Below are 24,024 nucleotides of genomic sequence, written 5' to 3' on the forward strand. Positions count from 1 at the left end.
ATTCAATCTTCCTCCGCATTCGCTCGGCCCGCAAGCGCTGAATTCAATTTGGCATCCACCGCAGCCAGCTGCATCAGGTGACGCCGTAACCGCGGGGTCTCTATCGCGCATTCCAGACACGAAGGAGCAAGTTGCCCGTCGAATTTCGACCTCATCATTCGCGGTTGATCTTCACCTTTTGCCGTGGTCATCCCGAGACGAAGGCAGTGTCGTATTGCGCGCAGACTCTTCTGGAGGGCAAGCAGAAGCACGAAAATCGGGTCGGTCCGGAAAATTGACCGCATCGCCACGAGTGAATAGTAAGTTCTTTGACTCTGTCGGAATTCCCAAAACGCATATTTATGAGTGGCATCCATTGCACTTCGGACCGCGTATTGAGGGAGCTGGGGATTTGCAGTTAGCGAACGCCGAACGACCTCCAACGCACTTTTGCCCATTTGCAGATGATTGGACGACATACTGCCGGGGTGCTTTCGGTATCCCACCAGCGCTTCGGGAACGACTTCGATGAAGTAGCGCGCGGCGAGCTTGAGCTCGAAATCGAGATCTTCGCAGCCTCCAATACCAGCTGCTGCATATGAGCTATCAAACCCACCGATCTCAAGCGCGACGTCCCGTCGGAGGAGAAGCGCGCTTCCATTGCCTACATACTTAAAAGTCAGATGCCGGGCATAGATATATCCTCTTGCGACATCGGAGCTGCCGGGCTGAATGATCTCGTCGTCCTCATCGATGATGTGATGCAGAGCGTAGACTGCAGCCCACCGGGACGACAACCTATTGAGAGCATTCAGCTGCTTTTCGATTTTCGTCCGGTGCCAGAGATCGTCGGCGTCAAGGAACGCCACAAATTGGCCCGATGATGCCTCGATCCCAGTATTCCTTGCAGCCGCGACACCGCGGTTAGATGTGGACAAGAGGCGGATCCGCGAGTCCGACATCGCTATCTGCTCGACGAGTTTTGCAGTGTCGTCCGTGCAACCGTCGTTGACAACAATAATCTCCAGGACGGCGTAGGTCTGGCGCATAGCGGACGAAAGCGTTCGCTCAATATAGGCAGAAGAATTGAAGGCCGGGACGACTACTGAAACCAAACCCTGGGCAGATTCAAAATTGTCTCTTCGATTTTCACCTGTAGTTGAAAGCATTGCAGATCTCTCGCCACGTCAACCATAGCTTACTTTCGTAGGGATAAAGGACCGCATTTTCGATATCTGCGGTTTTCGTACATCCACTTCAGAGCGGGAAGATGCCAGCCGTCGCCATTGTTAGAAGATCGCCTTCAACACCTTTAACTTTGTTCTGTGGGCGCAAAACGGACTTTGGTCTGACGTAGACCCTCTACTTTGGGAGAAGAAGGTAGATATGTCAGCCGCACTTTGGTGAAAAACTGCAAGCGTTCGGGCCTCTCAGTTAGGCATCCGAATCTCGGACCTTAGTCGGAGACGCTTGAGACACAGGTCCTACACGTGGACCGCTTGCGGTGGGGTGGAGACTGTCGGCGTCGAGTTGGGCAACCAGCTTGTCGCGAACCAGGTCGCGGAGGCCGGATTCCTGCACAGAGCTACGACATTGATCTGGATCGACCTGCCAGAAGAAGGGAAAGGTAGGCGCTGGTCCGATCCCACGCTGTCCTCGCCGCCCAATCTGGGATCGCCTTAGAGGGCGAGCAACGGGACTTTGTCAGGCGAGCTGCATTAATGGCAGGCACGATCTCCCATTCAGCCCAATGATGAGTTTGATGTCGGCGCGGTCACTCGTGTTGGGCAACGAGTTCGGTCGGAGGATCAACAGCACCTCAAGCTTTCAGTGGAAGGTGGGCCCGCGCGCGACGCGATGCGTTCTTGGCCGAGCGTTCTTCGCCGCCATGGACAACGCGTCCACTATTCTTTCGGGGCTCGCCGGTTTGGTGACGACAGCTCGGCCCTCCGGGTTCTCGTTAAGACCGGGTTTCACAATACACCACCCCAAGTCCGAATCCGGAAAAGAGGGCGGGGGCAATGGAAGGCCCGGTGATTCCATCGCCAAGCCCGGACGTCGATGATCGCGACGTCTGCTTCGGAGCGGAACTCCAGACATGTTCCCCGCGATGCCCGTGATTTCGAATCCGGCGTCGATCGCGACGTCCTCAATCACCAGAGCGACTCCCGGTTGGTCTTCGATAATGAGCAGGCGCATGGTTCGTCCTTCGGCGGCCGTCAGATGACAGCAAAGCTCGCTAAGGCGTTGAGCGACAACAGGGGGCAATGGCCGCAAACGAGTGGAAAGAGTTTTTAGGCAGCGATGCCACCATCGGAATGCGCGGCGAGTTCGGTTCGCTGGCCCACCGGGTATGCGATAAAATGATTTGGGGCTTCGACCCGAATGTCCGCTTGGGGCAAAGAAGAGAGGCCCAAGTGTCTGATACGCCGGGCCGTGTTCGGACACGGAAGTCAGTATCAACCGCACCTCTGTCCCGTCGACAGGCGGCCGCGCTTTTCGACATTCGCAACGCCGGTAGCCTCTCAGTCTGGGAGAGGCAATATGAGCGCGGTGGGCTTGAGGCCCTTGCCCCGCGCCGGAGAGGCAAACCGCGATCGATGCCCGAGCCCCCTACCACGGACACCAGCACGGATGGAGCGCAGGATGACGCTGCCAAGAGCCGCGAGGAATTGCTGGCGGAACTGGCCTATCTGCGCATGGAGAACGCCTACCTAAAAAAACTGGAGGCCTTAACGCAGGCGCGTCACGCGCCGAACGGACGCAAGCCGTCCAGGCGTTAAGGCCGCAGCATCCGCTCGACGGGCTGCTGGCGCTTTCGGGCCTGGCGCGTAGCACGTTCTATTATCAGCAGAAGTGCTCTCCTCCGGCGACCGACATGCGGCCCTGAAGGTGACGATCCGATCGATCTTCGATGAACACAAGGGACGCTACGGCTATCGTCGGGTGACGGCGGCGATCCGTGGCCGCGGAGAGGCGGTCAACCACAAGACGGTCCAGCGGCTGATGGTCGAGATGAGGCTGAAGTCCCTGGTTCGGCCGAAGAAGTACCGCTCTTACAAGGGCCAGGCCGGGCACGTCGCGCCAGATCTCATCCAACGGCAGTTCGCTGCTAGGCGCATGAACCAGAAGTGGGCAACCGATGTCACCGAGTTCAATGTCGCCGGCGAGAAGCTCTTCCTGTCGCCGGTCATGGACCTCCACAATGGCGAGATCATCGCGTATGAGATGGCGAGGCGGCCGATCTTCAAGCTGGTCAGGGACATGCTCAACAAGGCATTGACCAAGCTCGATGACGATGACAGGCCGATCCTGCATTCCGATCAGGGATGGCAATATCAGATGCCAGAGTGGAGCCGTATGCTCCAACAAAGCAATGTCGCCCAAAGCATGTCACGCAAGGGCAACTGCATCGACAATGCCGCCATGGAGAGCTTCTTTGCCACGCTCAAGTCCGAGTTCTTCCATCCCAATCAGTTCGACAGCATCGACAATCTGCGAGACGGAATCGACGAATACATCCGCTACTACAACAACGATCGCATCAGGATGAAACTCAAAGGGCTGAGCCCTGTGAAATACAGGACCCAGCCCTCAAATCATCCCAGCCTATGAACCGTCCAACTTTATGGGGTCAGTTCAACCGCGGGGCTTTTTTTGATCAGAAAATTTCGCCGCTGGGAACAAGGGGCCGCGAAGATCGTAAGGATCGCGGGCCGTGCGGGAGTTGTGTAATAATCACAGCCATGCACATGAGTACCCTGTGCGGCCCACCGTCACACTCCGGAGTGGGCGCTGGTGCTTCGCGGTGGTGGGCTACCACGACGGTGACGACCCCGAGGCAAAGCTTGCGAAGGTGCGAGACCGGTTCAGCGAAGACTATCGCGCGGTTTCCAGGCGGCGATCGCCGCGCAGAAGGGTCAGCCAGGCCTCCGACACTTTCTCAGCGCCTGTGCCCCCGATATGGCAATCGTCGTAGCGGTCGTCTCCATCGAGCAATGCGTCGGAATTTGCACCCTCACGGATACCGTGGCCGCTTTTTGACAGGGCCAGCTGCGCCCGTACTATTGGATTGTCTGGAATATGCTCCTTGAAGCCGCCGTTGCTCGGTTCGAGGCATTTCGATGCGATCGAAATGTAAACGGGTGCCTCGACGCCGTGCTGACGCAACGTGTCAACCATCGACATGAAACGTTCCCGATAGGCCTCCGCAGTGGTGCCGATAACGAGGTCCTTCTCTCCTTGCACCCAGAGGACGCTGGTTATCCGATAACCGGAAGCCTGAAGCTGTTTCATTGTATCAACCAGCACAGGATTGAGGTCACCGCCTGCCGCCCATCGGGCGACCTCAGATCCGGAATAGGCGAGGGGGGCGAGAATGACGCTGTCATTTTGTCCCGATGCGATCAATTTGTTGCCAAGAAGCGTCCAGTACTCTCCCTTGGTATCGGTCGATCCAAGAAGTGGCGACGCGGCGATGAAGCACCGTTTGCCAAAGGCGTTTACAACGCGAGCGCCATAACTTGACCGGTGCCGTTGTCCACCGTCGTTGGCCGCATTCGATTGGCCAAGAATGAGTAGGACAGAAGTTCGATCAGTTTGAACCGGGCAGGTCACAGGCGTCTTTGATTCATCCCCGATGAGGCGTTCCTTGTCGTCGAAAGTATAACGGCTTGGAGCCGCCGCCTTCTCTGCGCCAAACGTTTTCTTCAGCGCGGAAAGTTGCGGCCAAGGAAAGATCTCATGTCTGGCGCTGATGCCGCCGAAACAGTACATAGCGAACAAGACGGCCATGCCGACCGCTAGCGTTTTGCGCATGTCGTTACCTTTTAATCATGATCCGATGACATGGAGCCTACTGGACCATCAAGGCTGCTCATTGAGCCAGCTTTTGGCACGCAGGACGGGGGAGCGAAAGACGAGGGAATGCTCCATGCAAACGGGACGAAAATACTGGCTTTCAGCACGCTGCCTTCGCTCGAATATGCCCGAATGGCATCGGGACAGGTTTTCAACGTCCCGATGTTTTAGCTTATTGGCATATAATGCCGAGGGAAAGCAGGACTTAAGTCCGGCTGGCGACCTGGGGATCATTGCTCATATTAGAATTGAGTAACCCAAGCACGTGGAGGGGCGGAAAGAGGAGGAGAACATGAAATTCGGCTTCGACAACCACCAGAACCATGGCGACCACTGTTCGGAATGCCACAGTTCGGCGTCAACCATCGCAACAATATCAGCAGCCCTTTCCGCTGACCCAGATATCGACAGCAGTGCCATCGAGATCAGAATGCTCGGCCCTGTCGTCCTGCTCGAAGGCTACATAACAAACAGCGCGGACCGCGAGAAAGCGATTTCGCTTGCTGCGATGATCGTGGGACCGGAGAACGTCCAGGACCGGATGCTGAGCCGCTTCCCCACGCAGTAACGGCCGTGTCCAACTGGGCTAGGACTAAGGTCCGGGTGAGCCCCGGCATGAAGTCCCAACTCCGGAACACTTCCTCCATTGACCAGTTTGGTCCCGCACCGGAACGAACCTTCAAGGAGGAAAAAGTAAATGGAAACGAAGGTTGTAATAACCGCGGCAGCTATGCTGCTTGCAGCGACATCTGCCTTTGCCCAGTCGTCGACAGTGACAGGCGCGGCAGGTGGTGCCGCGACAGGTGCGATCGTTGGCGGCCCGGTCGGTGCTGCTGTCGGGGGCATAGTCGGCGGCGTAGCAGGTAGCGTCATTGATCCACCGCCGCAGAAGGTGGTGACCTATGTTCAACAGGCTCCCGCACCCAGCGAGCGTGTCGTGGTGAAGGAAAAGCTGGTCGTGGGACAGCCCCTGCCGGAGACCGTGGTCGTGACGCCAATTCCCGATGATCCGAAGTATTCATACGCGATTGTCAACGATCAGCGCGTGATCGTCGAACCTTCCACCAGGAAGGTCATCCAGGTCATCCAGTAACAGATGGGCGGCTCTAAACGCCTTCTAACAATGAGGTACGCATGCACCGCTGGAGATGCGGCCGCCATCGTGCGCCTAAAATTCGGAGTTTGATCATGAAAAGCAATCATCTCACAATGATGCTCGCCGCGCTGTCGCTGAGCGTATCGCCGCTTTCAACATTGCCGGCAGCAGCACAGCAGGACGCACAGAAGAGCGGGCAGGCTCAATCCGGCTCTCAGCCGGAGGCGAAATCCGGATCACAATCCGGCTCCAGCGCCACGAGCACGGGCACCGACTGCACCCCAGACGCGTCGGGAGCTTGTCCACAAAAGAAGGACCAGTCGTCGCAGCAGAAATCCGGTCAAGGTTCGGACACTCAAAAGAGCGCTAAGCAGCCATCGACCGACAACAGTTCGACGAGCGGAAGTGCGTCCGGCAAATCGTCGACAGAAACCAAGTCCGGTGGCACGGACGCCAGTGGTGGCACCACCAACACCGAACAGAAGGCCACCACCAAGTCCGGCGGCACTGAGGGCAATGGCTCGGCCACCTCAGGCTCGAAGAGCAGCACGCAAAATGCCAAACCTGCAGAGGGAAGCGGCAACCCCAGCACCACGCAAAGCGGTGATGCATCGAAGCAATCGACCGACCAGAACTCGTCGAGGACCAACAAAAGCTCTTCTGAAACCAACAAGAACACGTCGACTGACAATCAGACTTCAAACACAAAAACCAACGTTAACATCTCCGTCGAACAGCAGACCGAAATTCGAACGGTGGTGAAGGAGGTCCATGTTGCACCAGTGAAGGAAGTAGACTTCACGGTCTCCGTCGGAACGAAAATCCCGAAGAAGGTCCGGCTTGAGCGGCTGCCGACGCGCATTGTTAAGATCGTACCTCAGTACGAAGGCTACCGCTTCTTCATCCTTGCGGACGGCCGGATCGTCATCGTCGATCCAAATGCGCTCACGATCGTCTACATCATCGAGGCTTAGCAAGCGTTTCCCGGCGGCGTCGTTACGCCGCCGGGCCGCAGGAGCTATCAAATGATCTATCATGAAGATAAACCATCCGGAGCGACGTTTCCCGTCGTCGTCATCTTGATTGCCATGGTCGCAATTGTGGGGGCCCTGGCACTGTCATCAGGCCGACGGACACCGGCAAGGGTCTGGGTTCCTGAAAGTACAGCAGGCCATTTGATCTCATCTCGGCATGCGCAACGCAGTTAATCACTGAGACACAAAAGAGACCCGGTGACCAAAGTCGGTGGAGGACTGACCGGAGCCAAAGCGACGACCGTCGCAATGGTAAGCGAAATTTCAGCAGTCCGTGACGAATAGGAAGGCAGCGATCGGCGAAGTGCCCGAAGCGGACGTCCCACTAACCACGCTCTATCAAGGTCGGAGCGCTGGATGCGAACCCATTTTTCAGGGTAGAGCTGGTGGACTTGTCGATGCTCTGTCTTACTCGCCCCAGCCCTGGTGCCGTTTGGGATTCTTGTTTATCGCAAAGCGCCGACTCCTGAGCTGAAGAGGTTATGCCATCTCTTTGCGGTCTCGCATTCTGTCGTGCACGTTTTCCGGGCCTGCGATCAACGCGGCGATAGCCGTCGCTTTCTCCCGATCACCGTAGTCCGCCACATAGCCCTCCAGCAGGACGCTTCTGCCGACCATAGTTACAGAGATCGACGAGCTTTCCAGTTCTGGTTCCATGGACACCGCCGCCTGCACGCTCGCAAGCTGATCGTGGGCGAGGCTTTCCGGCTCAAATGTCATGGCAGTCCTCCTTCGTCATGCCAAGGAAACAGCCGGAATTCAATTTGGTTCAGAGCCGGGACTTAGGTCCTAGCGATGGATCGGGGTCAGTAAGGCTGCCCTAAGTCTGACCGGACCTAAGTCCAGGCTTACACGCGCTCACCAACTGGCATAGCGTTTTGGCGTCCAACCCCTGATGGACGACGGAAGGAAGGCGCAGTTGGAGTATGTATCGGTTCCTTCTGAGCCTTCCTTTCCCGAAAGCATTCTGCGTTTGGGTCGACTGAAATTCTTGCAACGTGAAGGGACAGGACGCCGACAGACCACGGTAGAAGTGCGCTGTATCTATGAAATCATGCCTGAATACCATTCAGGGTGATAACCCAGAAGCCTCAGTGCCAGGCGGTCACCGAAGGGGGCGCGCTTTCGGCCAATTTGCCACTCGGTTATCCGGATAGTCAGGACTACGCGGACGGGTTACCGTGGCTGGCGCTTGCTAGAGAGCAGTTCCCAGGCGCGCCGTATCTTCGCGGGCCGCGAGGAAATCCGTTCCTTTGTGGGAGGCACCAATATGCCGTTGCGAAAGTCAACCAGGGCTTTGGGCTTCCAGCCCGCTCCGTCCGCTCGACCAATCACGGTCTGCGAATGGCCTCCCGGTTTGGCGATCCATCACCGACCACATCCCGTTCTCAAGTGCATGTATTTCGTGGTCAGGGGCGACAGCTTCTTTCCCAGCAGAATGACATGATTACTCGGCGCTCCGCCTTGATAGTATTTGCGGGCGCAGACTTGTCGGGCAGCGTAAACGCACAGGATCAGGTTACCGACGGCCTGCCTCGGGGGTCGCTTGCCTTCAAGATCACTCGACTACCCGTTGAACCGGATGCCGACGACCTCGCCTTGATGGCATTGTATGGCGATAAATACGACCAAACGAAATTCGCAATCGAATTGCAGAGCGAGTCGCATGGCAGGTTCGCCATGTCTCAGTCGGGCCGCGACTCACGCGATTCCTTTCCGACCTGGGCAAAGCCCTGGGAGGGAGCGGTCCTCGCCCTTCAGACGCCAAACAGGACACGCTAGAATTCGATATAGCATTTCTCGGACCACCGACCATCCGCTCCTCGGGAGGCGGTTTCGGCGGCGGTCCCGGAGAATGGCACACTACCAAGATTTTCCCCGGGCAAGACCAGGCTGAAGTCTATTTTAACTTCAATCTCATTTCCGGTGAGGCGGAGTTCAGAATCGAGGACGAAAGCTATGGCAACGATGTCCTCTCCGAACTGTCCAAGGTGATCTGGTAGGGCCTGGTCCAGGGCGTCTTCGTAACGTGTTCCGTCTTCCGCCGCTGTCGAATACGCCAACGGCAGAGGGGGCGCCCAATGGGGGCTAGGCCGTTCCGCGAACTCGTCGCCAAACCGGAGCAGCATGCCCACTTCGTGGAAGAGCCGGAAACCCCGAAACAAGTGGCGGAGTTCTTCAACGAATGGCCCCGAACACACAGCACTGCGTTTCGCGCTTCCGACCGTTCGGAACGGACGTGGATTTGCGTACTAAAGCGTGCATCAGACGATCGTCCTCGAACAACGCACTCCTTTTCAAAGGATTTCTTAATTGGCGTGTGCGTTAATCAGCGGAAAATGGGGTGGTCCAATGTTCGCAATTTTGCGTCTTTTTCTTCTTGCCATCGTTCTAATGCCGAGTGCAGTGTTTGCTGCGAGCGGGGACTGGGAAGTTCTCAAGGCGACGAGCCAGGTAAAATTCACCACTGACCGCAATAGCTGGAAAGACTTGCGCACAGGTGACGTCGTTCCGAACGGCGCCTGGGTCTCGACTGGGCCTCGTGGCCGGGCCCAGCTCGTCCGCGGGGTCGAGACCATTGGATTGCAGCCCAATACGACGGCGTCCTTTACAACGAAGCCGGGTGGCTTTTTTACCCCCCGGAAGACGGAAATTGTGCAGCAGGTCGGTGCACTTGATCTTGAGATCGAGAAGCTGAGCCAGCCGCACACGACGGTTCAAACGCCTTACCTCGCAGCCGTCGTGAAGGGAACGATCTTTCATGTCACAGTTGGCAAAACCAAGGCATCGGTCGCCGTCGATCGCGGCCTCGTGCAGGTTACGTCATTCGCGAGCGGCCAACAGGCGAATGTCGGCCCGCGCCAGAGCGCCTCAGTGGCTCGGCGGAGCGGCATGACCGTCGCAGGCGCAATCGCAAAACCTTCGATCTCGTCCGTTCCTGCCTCCGTTGCCGTCGTTCAGGCTGTTGGAGCGACAACCTTGGCAGGCCAGGCCGAAACCGCACCAGATAACAGCAAATCCTCACAAGGAGCCGGAAGGACCAGCAAAAATGCCTCTGGCGGGAATAGCAGCGGCAAAGGAAATTCCGGCAGTAGCGGCGATGGTGGCGGCAACGCCAACGGCGGTGGGAATAACGGCCATGGCAGCGGCGGCAACAGCGGAAACGGTGGCGGTTCCGCCGACTCCAACCACGGCAGCCACGGCGGTGGCGACAACACCGGTAATAACGGCAACGGAGGCGGCAAGGGTAAGGGCAACGACGGAAACGGCAACGGCGGCAACCACGGAAACGGCAAGGGCAAGAAGTGAGGGCTTTGGCTTCGGCTCTCCGGCAAATTACCTCTGGAGGAGCTGGCCCTATCGCTCTACGTGCCCTGCTGATTGCGGCGATGCTAGCGCTTCCGGTGGTTGCCAGTAAAATCGCTGCCGTCACACAATTGGATGACGGTCTCATTGCCAAGCGCTTTGAATGGGCGCCACGCGATGCTTCCGGAAAGATCGTCTTTATTGCCATAGACAAGCGTACTCTCGACGCTGTCGGCATCTGGCCATGGCCGCGCAGTCAATATGGGAAGCTTCTGGAGAAGCTGACGGCTGCAAACGCCGCCGACATTTTTCTCGATATTGACTTTTCGACGCCCTCGAGCCCCGCCGAAGACGGCGCTCTTGCAGCGGCGCTCGAGAAGGCCGGTGGCGGCGTCCTACTACCCATCTTTCGTCAGAAAGTTGCCGCAGGATCATCTGAAACGGAAATTTCGAAGCCGATCGCTGCTTTGCTTGCGAATGCCTGGCCGGTTTTCGCGAATGTCCCCATGGACGCTGATGGCATCATTCGTGGATTCGATCTCGGCAACGAGTTCGACGGAAGGTCTACCCAATCGGCCGCCGCAGCCCTCAGCGGTAGTCCTGACACCTCCGGGCGGCGGTTGATCGATTTTTCGATCCGACAGGAAAGTGTGCCGACCTACTCCTTGATCGATGTTCTTTCCGGAAAGGTGGCTGACGAGCAACTCGAGGGTCGTTCGATCGTCGTCGGGGCTTCGGCCGCAGAACTAAAGGACATATTTCCGGTACCTCTTGAGGGCTCGATTGTGGGCCCGCTGCTCCACGTTCTTGCGGCCGAGACCCTTCTTCAAAACCGTAGTCTACGACAGTACGATCAGGGACCGCTCGATCTTCTCATAGCCGCAATCCTGATCGTCGCTATTTTCTCGTCTCGAAGGGCGGGTATGGCAAAAATGTCGGTTCTGCTGGCCGCGGCGGGATTGGTCGGTGAAGCAGTGGCTTTCTGTCTTCAGAAAGATTTTGCGGTCGTCAGCGGGACAAGTGTCCACTGGATGCTGCTCGCTCTCGCATGGGTGCTCGCTTTCAACGAACGTATCGATCTCGGCCAGACGATGGCGACATTTGCCGGCATCGATGCCCGCAATACAAGGCGGCTGATGCGACGCATCATTGCGGATAGCTCTGACGGTATCGTGGCCTTCACCAGCGACATGAAGATTGCGGAAATCAGCATATCCGCTCAGGCGGTCTTAAAACTGGGCGCTGGTGCTGATCTGCTGACCAGTCCGGAACGGTCGGTGACCGAGGCCGTCGCCAGCCTTATGGCCCGTTTTGATGTCGATTCCGGCCGTATTCACACCGATGTCGTGGAATTCGTGACGTATGGTGGCGAGGACCAAATCGCCTATGAAGCCCGCATTACTCTTTCACCGGTCGAGGGACACGATCCGAAGGCGGCACATTCGTTCTGTGGCTGCATCATTATCCGCGATGTCACCGTCCAAAAGAGGTATCAAGCCAAACTCAAGAGGATGTCGGAGGAGGATGACCTTACTGGGCTTCTCAACCGTCGAGAGTTCCTTGCACGTCTCGAAGGACGCATTGGCCTCGTTGTGGTTCTTGAGATCGAGCGTTTTTCGGATATATGTGCCGTCCTTGGACGAGACGCCGGTGACAGCCTATTGAGGGCCGTCGGAGCGCGACTTGAAACAAATTTTCCTGATGGCCTGCTTGGGCGGATCGAGGGGGCATTGTTTGCTTTGCTCACTGGGAAGGAGGACGATCCCGCACTTTGCGCAGATAGGCTTCTAAGCCTCTTTGAGGAGCCTGTTGTCATCGACGAAACGTCTGTGATTATCGCCCTTCGACTGGGTCTTGTGCAGGCTGGACCATTGCGCGCCGAAGCCGCTCTCGGCGCTGCCGAGTCGGCCCTCGATACCGCGAAAAAGACTTCTGAGGCCTGGTCGATCTATAATCCGGCGATCGCTCTTCGGCAGGCTCGCTTGCGACGGCTCGAGACTGATATCCGTGCCGGGCTGCGCGACCAACAATTCTTCCTTCTCTATCAGCCGCAGGTCGATCTTTCGAGCGGACGGTTCGTTGGGGCTGAGGCGTTGTTGCGGTGGCGTCATCCGGAGCTTGGCGTCATTTCGCCGGCAGAATTTATACCGATCGCCGAATCTTCGGGATTGATCTGCAATATCGGCCGATGGGTCTTGACGGAAGCTTGCGCCGAGGCTTCGCGATGGCCGTTCGGTACTGTTTCGGTGAACATGTCGCCTGTTCAGTTCGACCGGTCCGATGTTGAGGCGGACGTTCGCCTCGCGCTGTCGACTAGCGGATTGCCTGCATCAAGGCTTTGTATCGAGCTCACCGAATCCGTCTTCCTTAACGACAGTGGCCGATCGGTCGAAAAGATGGCGGCGGCTCGCGGGATGGGCGTTTCACTAGCGCTGGACGATTTCGGAACGGGTTACTCGTCAATGAGCTACCTTGCCGATCTCCCGCTCGACAAACTCAAGATCGACCAATCATTCGTCCGCAGAATGACTGGAGCTCAAGGCGTTCTGGAAATCGTTAAAGCAATCGTGTTTCTGGCGCGCGGTCTCAACCTTGAGATCGTCGCGGAAGGCGTGGAAGGCGAGGCGGAGGAGGCATTGCTTCGACAGCTTGAATGCCAAACCGGGCAAGGCTATCTTTTCGGCAAGCCGCAGATTGCTTCTGAGATGATCGCACATTTTGGCCTGTCCATGCACGTGGCATGACGAGCGCGACGCTGCTTCAAAAAGACAGGTGGAGCGAAAAAAGTCTGATTAGGTGAGCCATTCCGGGCGTCCCGTTCTGACCTTTGCTGCCCACGGGCAGTCGTCCGCCACCTAATTCCAATGAAACTCCACGGGGAAGGCATCTGACTTGAAGAGGCGGGTAAACTCGCCCGTGCGATACGGCGACGTTGATCGATGCGGATTTTCGCCGGTGAGCAAACCACCAACGGGCGCGGGCGGAGTCGGGCGGTGGGAATGGGAAGCATCGTCACGGGGTGACGGCAATGCCCACGGCGGATCTCTTAGTCGAACTCTAATGAAACCCACCCGAGGCGGCTTTCCTCGTAAACCCCTTGCGCAGGAACTAGAGTGGACGGTTCGGTGAAGCACCCGAGGGCGACGGCGATCAGTTCCTTCCTGAATTCCGGCATCCAGAAAACCGTCGATCCGCATGCAGGGCAGAAGTGGAACTCGATCGATTGTCCGCTGTCACCGGAGCGGATATAGCTGGTCGACTCTCCGGACGTTTTAACTTCCTCCCTATTGAAGAACACCGCCACTCCGAACGCGCTGCCTGTGCGACGTTGGCACGCGCGGCAATGGCAGGCGGAAATCTTGACGGGATCTGTTTCGGCGGCGATTGAAAGCTGGCCGCATGAGCAGCATGCTGATCGTTTCATTTCTCGCTCCTCATGAAAATAAGCCTATGCGAAAATCCATCCGCTGTGGACCCGCCCGCGGTTGGTGTAAACCTAACGTTACTGCGATTCTTTTTCGACCACACGCCGCCTGATCGCCGCCGCGAGGAAAACCCGCGAAAGGCCATGATGACGCGGCTCGCGTTAATGAATGTGTGAAGTCACTTGGCGATCACCGATACCGCAATGATTGGGATGATCACCTGATGTCGCCACTCACTTCCGGGATGATGACGAGGCCGCCAATCGTGCCTGGACACGCCTGTGAAGTAGCCTGTCATGCCGGTAATGGCGGACAGCGCGATGCTGGTACAACCAGTTGGGACTGGAGCCGACCCAGTCCGTCTACGATACGACGAGAGGCATCAGGCGAGCTGAGATCTGATGTCCCACTTTCAAGCGTCGTTTCTGATGAGGTTATCTATGTTTTCATAATTCTCGTCCGATACTCCTTGTTTGTGCCGAGCGTGTGAGGCGATGGGGCGGGAACGTGCTCGTGTGAAGGACCAGCTATGTTCTTAGATGACGACGAAGCGCTCGAAGCAGCCCAACTCACGAAGCAGACGCTTGTGGACACGCAAGAGAGGATGGGTATGATGCTCGACCTGATGCCCATGGGCTTTCTCATCCATACCAAACAGGGCATCATTTTTGGGAACCAGGAGGCCGCGCGCCTTCTGCAGGTCCGGCAAAATGAAGTGGTGGGACGACATTTCTTGGACTTTCTGGCGACCCATGTCGAAGAGGCTGCCAAGCAGATGGAGGAAGCCTTTCACGGCAGAATTAGCGTGGAGCCGACCGAGGCCGAGGTCAGAACTAACGGGGGCCCAACGCGGACCATCAAACTCATCGCGGGCGCGCTGCCTTGGGAGGGCAACCCGGTCGTGCAACTTCTCCTCCAAGACATAACAGACCTAAAGACCATCCAGGACAGACTACATCTGCTGGCGGTCACTGACGAACTCACGGGAGCATTCAATCGCCGCCACGCCTTCACGATTGGCCACCGGTTGTTCGACGCACGGAATGCCGCTTCTCCTAGGCTCGCGCTTGCGGTCCTGGACGTCGACCACTTCAAGCGTGTCAATGATACCTACGGGCACTCGGCCGGCGATGCCGCTCTCAAAATGTTGACGCAGTCCATCCAGGCGGTCATCGAAGCTGACCCGTCCCTGAACGCCACGCTCGCCCGCGTCGGCGGCGAAGAGTTCATGATCCTGTTGCCGGGCATGGCGCCAGAGGCGGTGCATGAAACGTGCGAGCAGATCAGGCTCGAGATCGAGCGCCGGCATGTTTTATCAACAGCGGGCACATTCCAGATTACCGTCTCGATCGGCGTTGCGTGGCGAAACGAAATGGATAGTTCTTTCGACATCCTTTATTCGAAAGCCGATAGTGCGCTCTATGAGGCGAAGGCGGTCGGTCGAAATCGAGTATGCTTTGATGATTCATCACAATCGCCCTCGAAAAGTCGGATGCCAACCTAGAGGCTGGAGCCGAGTTGTGCGAAGCATGCTACCAGCGGCAGACGCGCTTTTTGGTGTAGATCCAGCGATGGTGGTAACGGTGCCGAACTACCTTCACACGACAGCGGGGTCCGTGGCGGTAGTAATCACGCCCATGGGAACGGCGCCAATCGCGACGATCATGGTATCGATCCCATGAACTCCCGTGACGATCACCAATCGTTACCGTTACGCTATCGGCCAAACTTGGGCTTGCTGATGTGAAGATAGATGCCAGCCCCAACATGGTCGCGATCAATAACGTTTTCATTTTGGCAACTCCGTAAAAATGGCTTCAGCCACAAAACGCAGCCTTCGGGTGAGAGTTCCCGGGTCAGGCTTTGGTCCTATCCACGACTGTAGAAGGAAATTTCCTGTGGCCGGTCGGCTGAGTAGGGAAGAGAGGCATCCCATCGTAAGGCCCTTTCGGACGGGCGCTGGATTCCAATAAGCGAAGTTTAACCGGTTTAGGCCTGTCGGTCGGCTGTTCAGCTGGTCAATCCGTACGCGCTTGGCGCAGGTTGTAGGAGCGACATGATTTACTTACGCGCGAGATTTTCGATCGGTTCGATGTGGATATCGACGCCATATTTCCGGCGAAGATCAGAGGCGAGCTTTTCCATCGGCTCCGCCCGCCGCGCTGCGAGCACGAGATTGACCTTCTGCGCCGCCAGCCAGTTCGGCAACTTCAAGCCCAAGGCCGCTTTTGATGCGCCTGTGATCAAGGCCTGTTTTCCCGGCGCGACGCCCAACTTTTCCACAACGGAGATTTGTGTTCTCGCATTAGCTGTGCGTTGCATCTGTTTTCCTTTCAATGAACGCGCTACTGCCATCACGTTCTGCGCGATATGCTTGGGCGTGCTGGTGGACAAACTCCCGAACGCCGAGCGGCGGCGTTTTGGAGACCCGTCCCACGTCCTGGGTCAGCCGATCATAGCGGTTTTGCTGGATGAGGAGCGCCATCGTGGCGAGATGAGCGAGCACATGCGGGGTCAGCATGCCGCTGTCCTCCAACGCCTTGCGCCAGGGTTCCCAAGGCACGTCCACATAGCTGATCGTTTGACCAAGCGCTTTTGAGAACTCCTCGGCAATGTCGATCATGTCCTGTGATCGCGCACCGGTCAGTTCATAGATCTTGCCGATGTGGTCGGCCGGCGCCTCCAACACCGTGGCAATGACCCTCGCGACATCGTCGCTTGCGATCGGCGAAATCTTACCATCGCCGAAGGGAAGCCGAATTTGCTGATGCTGACGGATCGACTGCATGGACAAGCGAAGAAAGAAGGTATCGAGGAAAGCTGTTGGACGGATATGCACAACGGGCAATCCGGACCAATTCAGCGCCTGCTCCGCAAGCCAGTGCAGCTTTTGCTGCGGGCTGTCAGTGGTCGACGTGATACCCATCTGCGACACCGTCATTTGGGAGATGTTCACGAATGCATCGACCTTGTGATGTTTCGCCACGGCGGCCAAGTTGATCGTTGCCTCAAGATACGACGGCGATACGCTCATTCCAAAGTATACCCGGTCGCAGCCTTCAATCGCGCGATGGGCGGCATGCAGATCGAGAAGATCGCCAACCGCGATCTCGACGCCTCGTTCCGCCAGCCTGGCTGATCGCTCATCGGCCTTGCGGACCATCGCCCTTACCTTACATCCGCGTTTCACCAAGTGATCGCACACGGCGTGACCGACGGCGCCGGCGGCACCGGTGACTAAGATCGGGTTCGTCATTTCCTACTCCTTGTAAGCCGCTGCGGGGCATATCCCGGAAGTTCGCGGCTGAATTCAAATATGGCCCGCCTGCTTTGCAGGCTAACTGCCACGGTCGTCATATAGGTTTGCGAAGAGAGCCAGCATTATACCCGAAACTCTCGGTGTTAGCGCAACATGTCATTCAGAATGCGGTCGACCAGTGTGCCGAAATGCCGACCGGAAAAGTTTTGACTAAGACGCTTGAAGCAGTGTCCGGTTCATCCGCTCGACACGACCTTTGGCCTGGCTGGAGTTCAAGGAATCTTGACCCCGAACATTAACGGGCACAGATACGGTATGGTGGTTCGGGCGGCGTTCGCCGTCGCCATCCGGAGGCCGGCCTACCCGAATGCAGACCGGCCGCCAAGATCAACAGACCGGCACGGACGCGTCGGTCGCCGGCCGACTGCGGTTCATCCCCCCGTAACGCTTTTCATGACGGCTCGCTGCATCGAACGCGGTGTCAGGCGATTTGAAAAGATGATGATCTTGTTCATGAACCCTGCAAGTACGGAGGCCTTGCCTTGTGACAGCGCGCGAAGACCGCTTTGGGCGACAGGACGGGGCTTCATCGTCAGAATACGCAGCATGCGCGAGACAGGGGCGCTAGCGGCCGAATCGAATCCTGTTTCGGTGTGGCCCGGGCAAAGGCAGGTGACAGTTACGCCGCGAGGGCGCAGCTCGTCGTGCAGCGCTTCACCAAAGGACAGGACGTAAGACTTCGTAGCGGCATAAGCGGCAAACCCAGGAACGGGCTGGAATGCCAGAATGCTTGCAATAAGGAGTATCTGTCCAGACCCGCGGGTTGCCATATCCTGCCCAAAGATAAAGCTCAGCTCCGTTACCGCGGTGATGTTGAGCTGTATCATAGCGGTCGTGCGCTCCAGTGAGGTGTCTAAAAAGTCCCCGTGCAACCCATAGCCGGCATTGTTCACCAGAATATCGATCTGCAGCGACTTGTCGTCCAGACTGCTCTTCAAGCGAGCGGCAGCGCCAGGGACCGCAAGATCGATTGGTTCGACAACGATCTCGACACCATATTTCTGTCGAAGCTCTATGGCGAGCTTTTCCATCGGCTCCCTGCGCCGGGCGGCAAGCACGAGATTCACCTTCTGCGCTGCCAAGAGTTCTGCATATTCGAGACCCATGCCACTGGACGCACCGGTGATCAAGGCCCGCTTCGCTGCGGCACCATTCAATTTTCCTACGAGGGATGTTTGCGTTTCCGCGTTAGCAATATTTTGCATTTGTTTTCCTTTCAATTGCATGGATATTTCGAAGGAGCTGACACCAGGTCGTGCTTGTTCGCCCCTGCAAAGTTGAATCTTCACCGGAGCAGGACGTTCAGGATGCGCTCGACCAGCTTGGGCCGTCGGGGTAGGCGGCCTTGACCAGCCTGTCATAGCTGTCAACGAACGCGTTGATTTCAGATTCATGCACCAAGGCGTAGTCGGGAGCGATGCAGGTCTGCCCGCCGCTGAGGAGCTTCCCCCAGACGATGTCGGACAAATATCGGTCCTGCACGCTGCCCTTGGCGACAATGGTCGGAGACTTGCCGCCAAGTTCGAGCGTAACGGGAACGAGGTTTTCGCTCGCCGCCTTCATCACCGCGCGCCCTACGGCGGTGCTACCAGTGAAGACAAGGTGATCGAATGGCAGTGCAGAGAATGCAGAACCGTCTCCGTTGACAAGAGCAACCTGTTCGTCAGGGAAGAGTTCGCCAAGCACAGACGCGAGCACGTCATTGGTCGCCGGTGTGAGCTTGGACTGGCTTAAGCATGACGCGGTTCCCCGCAGCGATCGCGGTAACCAGCGGCATCAGTGACAGGTGGATGGGGTAGTTCCAAGGCGAGATCACGCCCACGACGCCAACGGGCTGATACTCGATCCAGGCCCGGCCGAATTGCATCAGGAGCGAGACATGACGGCGCTCAGGCAGCATAAAGCGGCGCAAGTTTTTGCTTAGATAATCGATGCCACTGACTACACCGAGGACCTCCATGATCGCCGTCTCGTGCCGAGCACGATGCCCAGAGTCCGACGCGACGGCCGCCTCAAGAGCCGCGCGGTGAGCGATCAGCGCCTGCTTCAGTTTAGCGAGATCGGCGCGACGATGAGCGCGTGATGGGGCTCCATCGCGCAGGAACGCGGCGCGTTGGCGAGCGAGAAGGCCGTCCATATGATCGGCGTCTGTGATTTTTGCTATGGCGTTCATGGTGCAATCCGATGTAGACAAAAGAAACATTGAGATCTATATAGAGCGCAATGTTACCAGTGTCAACAATGTTTCTATGAGAAACTTCGAGGTACCATGCAGGCTACACCCCACCGCCCTTATCATCACGGTGATCTCCGCCGTGCGATTATTGAAACTGCTCTGGACATGCTTCGGACAGAGAAGGACTGGCAGTTCACACTGCGGGAAGTCGCCCGCCGGGCCGGCGTCAGCCACGCTGCGCCCTACAAGCACTTTCCGGATCGGACTGCCCTTCTGGTCGAACTCGCCATGATTGGTTTCGATCGACTGCGCGAGGCGCTGGTGGAGGCGAAACCCCAAGCCCCCCGATCTCTGCTCGAGGAAATCACTCCGATATCTCTGGCATATGTCGCGTTCGGAACCGACAACCCGGCCTTATATCGCCTGATGTTCAGCCCGGAGGAGGGGCGGGCCGTAGGGATGCATCTCGATCAAAGGGCGCTCGCTGTATTCGACGTAGTGCTGGACATGCTTGGACGCGGTCAGGCTGCTGGGACCATTCGCAAGCGGCCAGTCAGGGGGCAGGCAACCGCCGCATGGGCGCTCATTCACGGCATCACTTTGCTCGCGATCGATGGACTTCTGGTGCCAGAAAAGGTCGGATCGGCGCCGCTGGACGCAGCCATCGCTACTCTGGTGGACGGCCTGGCAATCCCGCAACCGAATACTTAGCTGAACGACGCCAGGGCCGCATGGCAAATCGACTTCGCTTCCCGGCCTACGTCTTAGATCAAGTGGCGTTGGTCGGAGCATACGTGGATGCTTGGGCGGCCTCTCGGTAGCCCGCACCCGCTCTGTCTGAGAGCGGGGCCATTGCCCATTGCGCAAGGTCCCGAGCGCGGCCATGACAAGGCTCACTACCCCGCATGACTCAGATTCCGCGCTTGTGCCGACTTCAGCACCAAGGTCTGCCACTTTCGTTCCGGCTTTCCCATCGCCCCTTGGGCGAGGCGCAGTTTCGCGGTTGTCATAACGGCGCGCCACCGTTTCGGCCACGCGCACGAGCGACTTCCAATCCGGCTTTTGTTAGCTCAACAATCAGCGCCCGTTCAAATTCGGCGAGCGCGGCGAGATAAACACATTGTCAGAAATCCTGCGACGTCAGCCAATCGGCGAAAATCTTCGATAGCCGCCGCTGGCTGCCGGCTTTTGGATAAGCGAGGTAGTGGCCGATGTAGCGGTTGTCGCGGCTGTTGCTGAACGGGCGAACCAGACGCCCGCTGTCCAGTTCGCGCCTTGCCAGAGTGTTGGACTCTAGCGCCACTCCCAGCCCGTTTGCCGCGGCGTCGACAGCGAGAAAGCTACGGTCGAAGCTCATGGCGGGGAGGGGTGGAGGTCCGAGATTGTTGAGTTCGAACCAGTCGATCCATTGGATCCTTTTCAGGTCGCTGCGGATGAGGGGAAGATGCGCGAGATCGCGCGGGTTTTTCAGTCTTTCAGCCATCTTTGGAGAACACAGCGGAGAAATGATCTCTTCTCCGAGCGGCACGACGATCAAATCTTCTCTGTTCGATGGTTCGCCGTAGACGATGTCGACATCGAAGAGGCCGTCAACGAAACGCGCATAATTTGTGCTTGCGGCCACCCGGACCTCAACCCCCTCGTTCTTGCCCAGGAAGTCGGGAAGACGTGCCGAGAGCACCTGCGCGGCGTAGCTCGGGGCGCAATGGACTCGGAGCAGATGAGCCTTGTTGGATGTGATTGTCTCAACACCACGACGTAGCTCTTCGAAAGCGTTTGACGCGTGGCCCAACAAAGTCTGACCCGCTAGCGTCAATGTTACCTTGCGGGTGCTTCGCTCAAACAAAGAGGTTCCAAGGTCCTTTTCGAGCTTCGCAATGGCGTGACTTACGGCGCTCGGGGACAGGTGCAGCTCCTCGGCTGCAGCGCGGAAAGATGCCAGCCTGGCTGCGGCTTCAAAGATGCGGACCGCGGAGAGTGACGCCATTTGTAACATCGGATTAGTGAACCAGATTCACCCACCGTTGTAAACTTCGCGTTTGTCGAACGGCGTCAACTCGGTCAGTTTCGACCCCGCCAGCCAACTGACTTGTCAAAGATTTGCCAGATGCTGGGAAGCATCGGGAGGAGATTACATGCTACTGAATGGGAAGACCGCGGTCATTTCGGGCGCGGCGAGCAGGCGCGGCATCGGCCGTGCGACGGCCCGGCTTTTCGCCGAGCATGGCGCTCGCGTCGCCATCCTCGATATAGATGCCGACGCCGCTGCGGAGGCCGCCGAGGCACTGCCGAGCGTCAAGGCCGGTAGCCACGTGGGATTGCGCTGCGACGTCGCCGACAAGGCATCCTGCGCGGATGCCGCATCCAACGTCATCGCCTCGTTCGGTTCGGTGAACGCGCTCGTCAACAATGCCGGCATCACCCAGCCGGTCGGCACGCTCGATATCACCGCGTCCGACTGGCAGCGGATCGTCGCGGTCAACATGACCGGCGTGCTCTTCCTCAGCCAGGCCTTCATCCCATACATGCGCGACAATGGTGGCGGATCGATTGCCTGCATGTCCTCGGTGTCGGCGCAGCGGGGCGGCGGCATCTTCGGCGGACCTCATTACTCCGCAGCCAAGGCAGGGGTGCTCGGCCTCGCCAAAGCGATGGCCCGCGAATTCGGTCCAGCCGGCATTCGCGTCAACTCCGTCACGCCTGGCCTCATCCAGACGGATATCACCGGTGGCAAACTCACCGATGAGATGCGCGCCGACATCATCAAGGGCATCCCCCTGAGCCGGCTCGGAGAGGCCGCCGACGTCGCGAATATTTACCTGTTCCTTGCCTCGGATCTGTCGGCCTACGTCACCGGCGCGGTCATCGACGTCAACGGCGGCATGCTGATCCACTGAGGTTCAATCCGGAGAGAGACCGACATGAGCCAGATTGGCCACAACATCAGCCTGACAGAGCGCGCCCGGCGCATCCGCCGTCACGCGCTGCGTATGGGCGAAGTGCAGGGGCAGGGTTATATCGCCCAGGCGCTCGGCGTCGCCGACGTCCTTGCCGTATCCTACTTCCACGCCACGAACTACCGGCCGGAAGATCCCGACTGGGAAGGCCGCGACAGGTTCCTGTTGTCGATCGGCCACTATGCGATCGCGCTTTACGCAGCTCTGATCGAAGCCAAGATCATGCCCGAGGACGAGCTGGAAACCTACGGCACGGATGACAGCCGGCTGCCGATGTCAGGCATGGCCGCCTACACGCCCGGCATGGAAATCACCGGCGGGTCGCTCGGACACGGACTAGGCATTGCTGTCGGCATGGCCTTGGCGCTGAAGCGGAAGAAGTCCTCTTCCTTTGTCTATAATCTGTTTTCCGACGGCGAACTCGATGAAGGTTCGACCTGGGAGGCCGCGATGTCGGCAGGCTCCTACAAGCTCGACAATCTGATTGGCATCGTCGACGTCAATCAGATGCAGGCTGACGGCCCGTCGATCGGCGTGCTCAATTTCGAACCGCTCGGCCCCAAGTTCGAAGCCTTCGGCTGGTTCGTCCAACGTGTCGATGGCAACGACATCGATGCGCTCGTTAAGGCGTTCGATGCCGCTCGTCATCACGCCGAGGCGGCGCCTCGCGTCATCATATGCGACACGAAGATGGCGAAGGGCGTCCCCTTCCTCGAGGCGCGCGATCGAAACCACTTCCTGCGCGTCGAACCCCACGAATGGGCCGAGGCCCTCAGGATCATCGATGCGGGAGTGCAAGCATGAGGCGCTCGAAGTACATCCGGCCTGCCCATCTTGAAAGCGGCATCGACAAGCCCCGCCTGACGACGTCGGCGATGATCGCATCGATCGCCGGTCCCGATCAGCCGACGAGACCGGCACCCTTCGGCAACGCGCTTGCCATTCTGGCGCGGAATGACGAGCGCATTGTCGGCATGTCCGCCGACCTTGCAAAATATACCGACCTTCATGTGTTCCGCGCTGCCCATCCCGACCGCTTCTACCAGATGGGGATGGCGGAACAGTTGCTGATGATGTCTGCCGCGGGCATGGCGCGCGAAGGCTTTCAGCCTTGGGTGACGACATATGCCGTCTTCGCCTCCCGGCGGGCCTACGACTTCATCTGCCTGGCGATTGCCGAGGAGATGCTTGATGTGAAGGTCGTCTGCGCCCTTCCGGGCCTGACGACGGGATATGGGCCGAGCCATCAGGCGACGGAAGATCTCGCAATGTTCCGCGGCATGCCGAACCTGACAATCGTCGATCCATGCGACGCGAGCGAGATCGAGCAGGCGGTTCCGGCGATCGCCGCCCATAAGGGCCCGGTCTACATGCGCCTGCTGCGCGGCAACGTTCCGCTGGTTCTGGAGGAATACGGCTACAAGTTCGAACTCGGCAAGGCCAAGCTCCTTCGTGACGGCAACGACACTCTCATCATCTCGTCGGGGCTGATGACGATGCGCGCGCTCGAGGCTGCCAAGCAGCTTCGAAACGACGGCGTCGACGCTGCCGTCCTGCACGTCCCGACCATAAAGCCGCTCGACGAGGCGACGATCGTCGCCGAGTGCCGCAAGGGCGGAAGGCTGGTGGTCGTGGCGGAGAACCACACGGTCATCGGCGGCCTTGGAGAGGCAGTCGCCGGAACGCTTATGCGTGCCGGCGTCGCACCGCCGGCCTTTCGCCAGATCGGCCTGCCCGACCAGTTCCTGGAGGCGGGCGCCTTGCCGACGCTTCATGACCAATACGGGCTATCGACCCTGAAGGTGACGGAGGCGGTCAAGACCTGGCTCTCGACCTGACGACCTCGGCCGGTTGAGGAGAGATGTCGGCCGC

At 58.2% G+C, this 24,024-nt stretch carries 17 protein-coding genes and 4 pseudogenes; 11 read left to right on the forward strand and 10 right to left on the reverse strand.

Annotation, left to right across the window (positions count from 1 at the left end; all coding sequences use genetic code 11):
- Window positions 1-2: 2 nt before the first annotated feature.
- Window positions 3-1,148: a glycosyltransferase family 2 protein gene (locus CO657_RS36230; RefSeq protein WP_054185627.1), complete on the reverse strand. Its 1,146-nt coding sequence runs from the start codon at window positions 1,146-1,148 to the stop codon at window positions 3-5.
- 1,098 nt (window positions 1,149-2,246) lie between these two features.
- On the opposite strand from CO657_RS36230, the pseudogene CO657_RS37875 reads away from it, so the two are divergent.
- A pseudogene (locus CO657_RS37875) lies at window positions 2,247-3,594 on the forward strand (IS3 family transposase).
- A 264-nt stretch (window positions 3,595-3,858) separates the two neighbouring features.
- Here CO657_RS37875 and CO657_RS36250 read toward each other — a convergent pair.
- Complete coding sequence (locus tag CO657_RS36250) at window positions 3,859-4,797, reverse strand: sialate O-acetylesterase (RefSeq protein ID WP_054186377.1); 939 nt, start codon at window positions 4,795-4,797, stop codon at window positions 3,859-3,861.
- 334 nt (window positions 4,798-5,131) lie between these two features.
- Here CO657_RS36250 and CO657_RS36255 point away from each other — a divergent pair, with 334 nt between their 5' ends.
- The 3 genes from CO657_RS36255 to CO657_RS36265 all read left to right on the forward strand — a co-directional run bounded on the left by CO657_RS36255 (window position 5,132) and on the right by CO657_RS36265 (window position 6,909).
- A complete protein-coding gene (locus tag CO657_RS36255; RefSeq protein ID WP_054186376.1) occupies window positions 5,132-5,407 on the forward strand; it encodes a BON domain-containing protein in 276 nt (91 codons plus the stop codon).
- A 129-nt stretch (window positions 5,408-5,536) separates the two neighbouring features.
- A complete protein-coding gene (locus tag CO657_RS36260) occupies window positions 5,537-5,932 on the forward strand; it encodes a DUF1236 domain-containing protein (protein WP_054186375.1) in 396 nt (131 codons plus the stop codon).
- A gap of 95 nt (window positions 5,933-6,027) precedes the next feature.
- The gene (locus tag CO657_RS36265) at window positions 6,028-6,909 is read left to right on the forward strand and encodes a DUF1236 domain-containing protein (protein WP_128715659.1); all 882 of its coding nucleotides are present in this window, start codon (window positions 6,028-6,030) and stop codon (window positions 6,907-6,909) included.
- 540 nt (window positions 6,910-7,449) lie between these two features.
- Here CO657_RS36265 and CO657_RS36275 read toward each other — a convergent pair.
- Window positions 7,450-7,689, reverse strand: a complete 240-nt coding sequence (locus tag CO657_RS36275; protein ID WP_054185845.1) for a BON domain-containing protein — start codon at window positions 7,687-7,689, stop codon at window positions 7,450-7,452.
- 1,632 nt (window positions 7,690-9,321) lie between these two features.
- Here CO657_RS36275 and CO657_RS36290 point away from each other — a divergent pair.
- The gene (locus CO657_RS36290) at window positions 9,322-10,278 is read left to right on the forward strand and encodes a FecR family protein (RefSeq protein ID WP_054185844.1); all 957 of its coding nucleotides are present in this window, start codon (window positions 9,322-9,324) and stop codon (window positions 10,276-10,278) included.
- Complete coding sequence (locus tag CO657_RS36295) at window positions 10,275-13,019, forward strand: EAL domain-containing protein (protein WP_054185843.1); 2,745 nt, start codon at window positions 10,275-10,277, stop codon at window positions 13,017-13,019. Before CO657_RS36290 ends, CO657_RS36295 begins: the two co-directional genes overlap by 4 nt.
- Before the next feature lie 302 nt (window positions 13,020-13,321).
- Here the strand turns inward: CO657_RS36295 and CO657_RS36300 are convergent, their stop codons facing one another.
- Entirely contained in the window at window positions 13,322-13,699 is a 378-nt protein-coding gene (locus tag CO657_RS36300; RefSeq protein ID WP_054185842.1) for a GFA family protein, read from the reverse strand.
- A gap of 530 nt (window positions 13,700-14,229) precedes the next feature.
- On the opposite strand from CO657_RS36300, the gene CO657_RS36305 reads away from it, so the two are divergent.
- Window positions 14,230-15,204, forward strand: a complete 975-nt coding sequence (locus CO657_RS36305; protein ID WP_054185841.1) for a sensor domain-containing diguanylate cyclase — start codon at window positions 14,230-14,232, stop codon at window positions 15,202-15,204.
- A gap of 575 nt (window positions 15,205-15,779) precedes the next feature.
- On the opposite strand, the pseudogene CO657_RS36310 reads toward CO657_RS36305, so the two are convergent.
- From CO657_RS36310 to CO657_RS36325, 4 genes and pseudogenes are all read right to left on the reverse strand, one after another.
- Window positions 15,780-16,022: pseudogene (locus CO657_RS36310) on the reverse strand (SDR family NAD(P)-dependent oxidoreductase); the annotation flags it as partial.
- Entirely contained in the window at window positions 16,006-16,956 is a 951-nt protein-coding gene (locus CO657_RS36315; protein WP_054185839.1) for an NmrA family NAD(P)-binding protein, read from the reverse strand. The pseudogene CO657_RS36310 and the gene CO657_RS36315, both read right to left, overlap by 17 nt.
- A 434-nt stretch (window positions 16,957-17,390) precedes the next feature.
- Window positions 17,391-18,224 carry an SDR family NAD(P)-dependent oxidoreductase gene (locus CO657_RS36320; protein ID WP_054185838.1) on the reverse strand — a complete coding sequence of 278 codons (834 nt, stop codon included), beginning with the start codon at window positions 18,222-18,224 and terminating at the stop codon, window positions 17,391-17,393.
- Window positions 18,225-18,339: 115 nt separating this feature from the next.
- Window positions 18,340-19,192: pseudogene (locus CO657_RS36325) on the reverse strand (aldehyde dehydrogenase family protein); the annotation flags it as partial.
- 96 nt (window positions 19,193-19,288) lie between these two features.
- On the opposite strand from CO657_RS36325, the gene CO657_RS36330 reads away from it, so the two are divergent.
- On the forward strand, window positions 19,289-19,906 hold the full coding sequence (locus CO657_RS36330; RefSeq protein ID WP_054185837.1) for a TetR/AcrR family transcriptional regulator: 618 nt from the start codon (window positions 19,289-19,291) through the stop codon (window positions 19,904-19,906).
- A 248-nt stretch (window positions 19,907-20,154) separates the two neighbouring features.
- On the opposite strand, the pseudogene CO657_RS38025 reads toward CO657_RS36330, so the two are convergent.
- Window positions 20,155-20,303, reverse strand: a pseudogene (locus tag CO657_RS38025) (recombinase family protein); the annotation flags it as partial.
- A gap of 15 nt (window positions 20,304-20,318) precedes the next feature.
- Complete coding sequence (locus tag CO657_RS36340) at window positions 20,319-21,191, reverse strand: LysR substrate-binding domain-containing protein (RefSeq protein ID WP_054185836.1); 873 nt, start codon at window positions 21,189-21,191, stop codon at window positions 20,319-20,321.
- 139 nt (window positions 21,192-21,330) lie between these two features.
- Here CO657_RS36340 and CO657_RS36345 point away from each other — a divergent pair, with 139 nt between their 5' ends.
- From CO657_RS36345 to CO657_RS36355, 3 genes are read left to right on the forward strand one after another with little or no spacing between them, the layout of a single operon-like run.
- Complete coding sequence (locus tag CO657_RS36345; RefSeq protein ID WP_054185835.1) at window positions 21,331-22,092, forward strand: SDR family NAD(P)-dependent oxidoreductase; 762 nt, start codon at window positions 21,331-21,333, stop codon at window positions 22,090-22,092.
- 24 nt (window positions 22,093-22,116) lie between these two features.
- Window positions 22,117-22,956, forward strand: a complete 840-nt coding sequence (locus CO657_RS36350) for a transketolase (RefSeq protein WP_054185834.1) — start codon at window positions 22,117-22,119, stop codon at window positions 22,954-22,956.
- Window positions 22,953-23,990: a transketolase family protein gene (locus CO657_RS36355; protein ID WP_054185833.1), complete on the forward strand. Its 1,038-nt coding sequence runs from the start codon at window positions 22,953-22,955 to the stop codon at window positions 23,988-23,990. The genes CO657_RS36350 and CO657_RS36355 overlap by 4 nt, the downstream gene beginning before the upstream one ends.
- Window positions 23,991-24,024: the final 34 nt, after the last annotated feature.

This window comes from Rhizobium acidisoli (assembly GCF_002531755.2).
GTDB classification, from domain to species: domain Bacteria; phylum Pseudomonadota; class Alphaproteobacteria; order Rhizobiales; family Rhizobiaceae; genus Rhizobium; species Rhizobium acidisoli.

What these genes read in the sequence shown, in the direction of transcription:
- CO657_RS36230 (WP_054185627.1), bottom strand. Translation starts at nt 1,148, where the DNA reads ATGCTTTCAACTACAGGTGAAAATCGAAGAGACAATTTTGAATCTGCC.
- CO657_RS36250 (WP_054186377.1), bottom strand. Translation starts at nt 4,797, where the DNA reads ATGCGCAAAACGCTAGCGGTCGGCATGGCCGTCTTGTTCGCTATGTAC.
- CO657_RS36255 (WP_054186376.1), top strand. Translation starts at nt 5,132, where the DNA reads ATGAAATTCGGCTTCGACAACCACCAGAACCATGGCGACCACTGTTCG.
- CO657_RS36260 (WP_054186375.1), top strand. Translation starts at nt 5,537, where the DNA reads ATGGAAACGAAGGTTGTAATAACCGCGGCAGCTATGCTGCTTGCAGCG.
- CO657_RS36265 (WP_128715659.1), top strand. Translation starts at nt 6,028, where the DNA reads ATGAAAAGCAATCATCTCACAATGATGCTCGCCGCGCTGTCGCTGAGC.
- CO657_RS36275 (WP_054185845.1), bottom strand. Translation starts at nt 7,689, where the DNA reads ATGACATTTGAGCCGGAAAGCCTCGCCCACGATCAGCTTGCGAGCGTG.
- CO657_RS36290 (WP_054185844.1), top strand. Translation starts at nt 9,322, where the DNA reads ATGTTCGCAATTTTGCGTCTTTTTCTTCTTGCCATCGTTCTAATGCCG.
- CO657_RS36300 (WP_054185842.1), bottom strand. Translation starts at nt 13,699, where the DNA reads ATGAAACGATCAGCATGCTGCTCATGCGGCCAGCTTTCAATCGCCGCC.
- CO657_RS36305 (WP_054185841.1), top strand. Translation starts at nt 14,230, where the DNA reads ATGTTCTTAGATGACGACGAAGCGCTCGAAGCAGCCCAACTCACGAAG.
- CO657_RS36315 (WP_054185839.1), bottom strand. Translation starts at nt 16,956, where the DNA reads ATGACGAACCCGATCTTAGTCACCGGTGCCGCCGGCGCCGTCGGTCAC.
- CO657_RS36320 (WP_054185838.1), bottom strand. Translation starts at nt 18,224, where the DNA reads ATGCAAAATATTGCTAACGCGGAAACGCAAACATCCCTCGTAGGAAAA.
- CO657_RS36330 (WP_054185837.1), top strand. Translation starts at nt 19,289, where the DNA reads ATGCAGGCTACACCCCACCGCCCTTATCATCACGGTGATCTCCGCCGT.
- CO657_RS36340 (WP_054185836.1), bottom strand. Translation starts at nt 21,191, where the DNA reads ATGTTACAAATGGCGTCACTCTCCGCGGTCCGCATCTTTGAAGCCGCA.
- CO657_RS36345 (WP_054185835.1), top strand. Translation starts at nt 21,331, where the DNA reads ATGCTACTGAATGGGAAGACCGCGGTCATTTCGGGCGCGGCGAGCAGG.
- CO657_RS36350 (WP_054185834.1), top strand. Translation starts at nt 22,117, where the DNA reads ATGAGCCAGATTGGCCACAACATCAGCCTGACAGAGCGCGCCCGGCGC.
- CO657_RS36355 (WP_054185833.1), top strand. Translation starts at nt 22,953, where the DNA reads ATGAGGCGCTCGAAGTACATCCGGCCTGCCCATCTTGAAAGCGGCATC.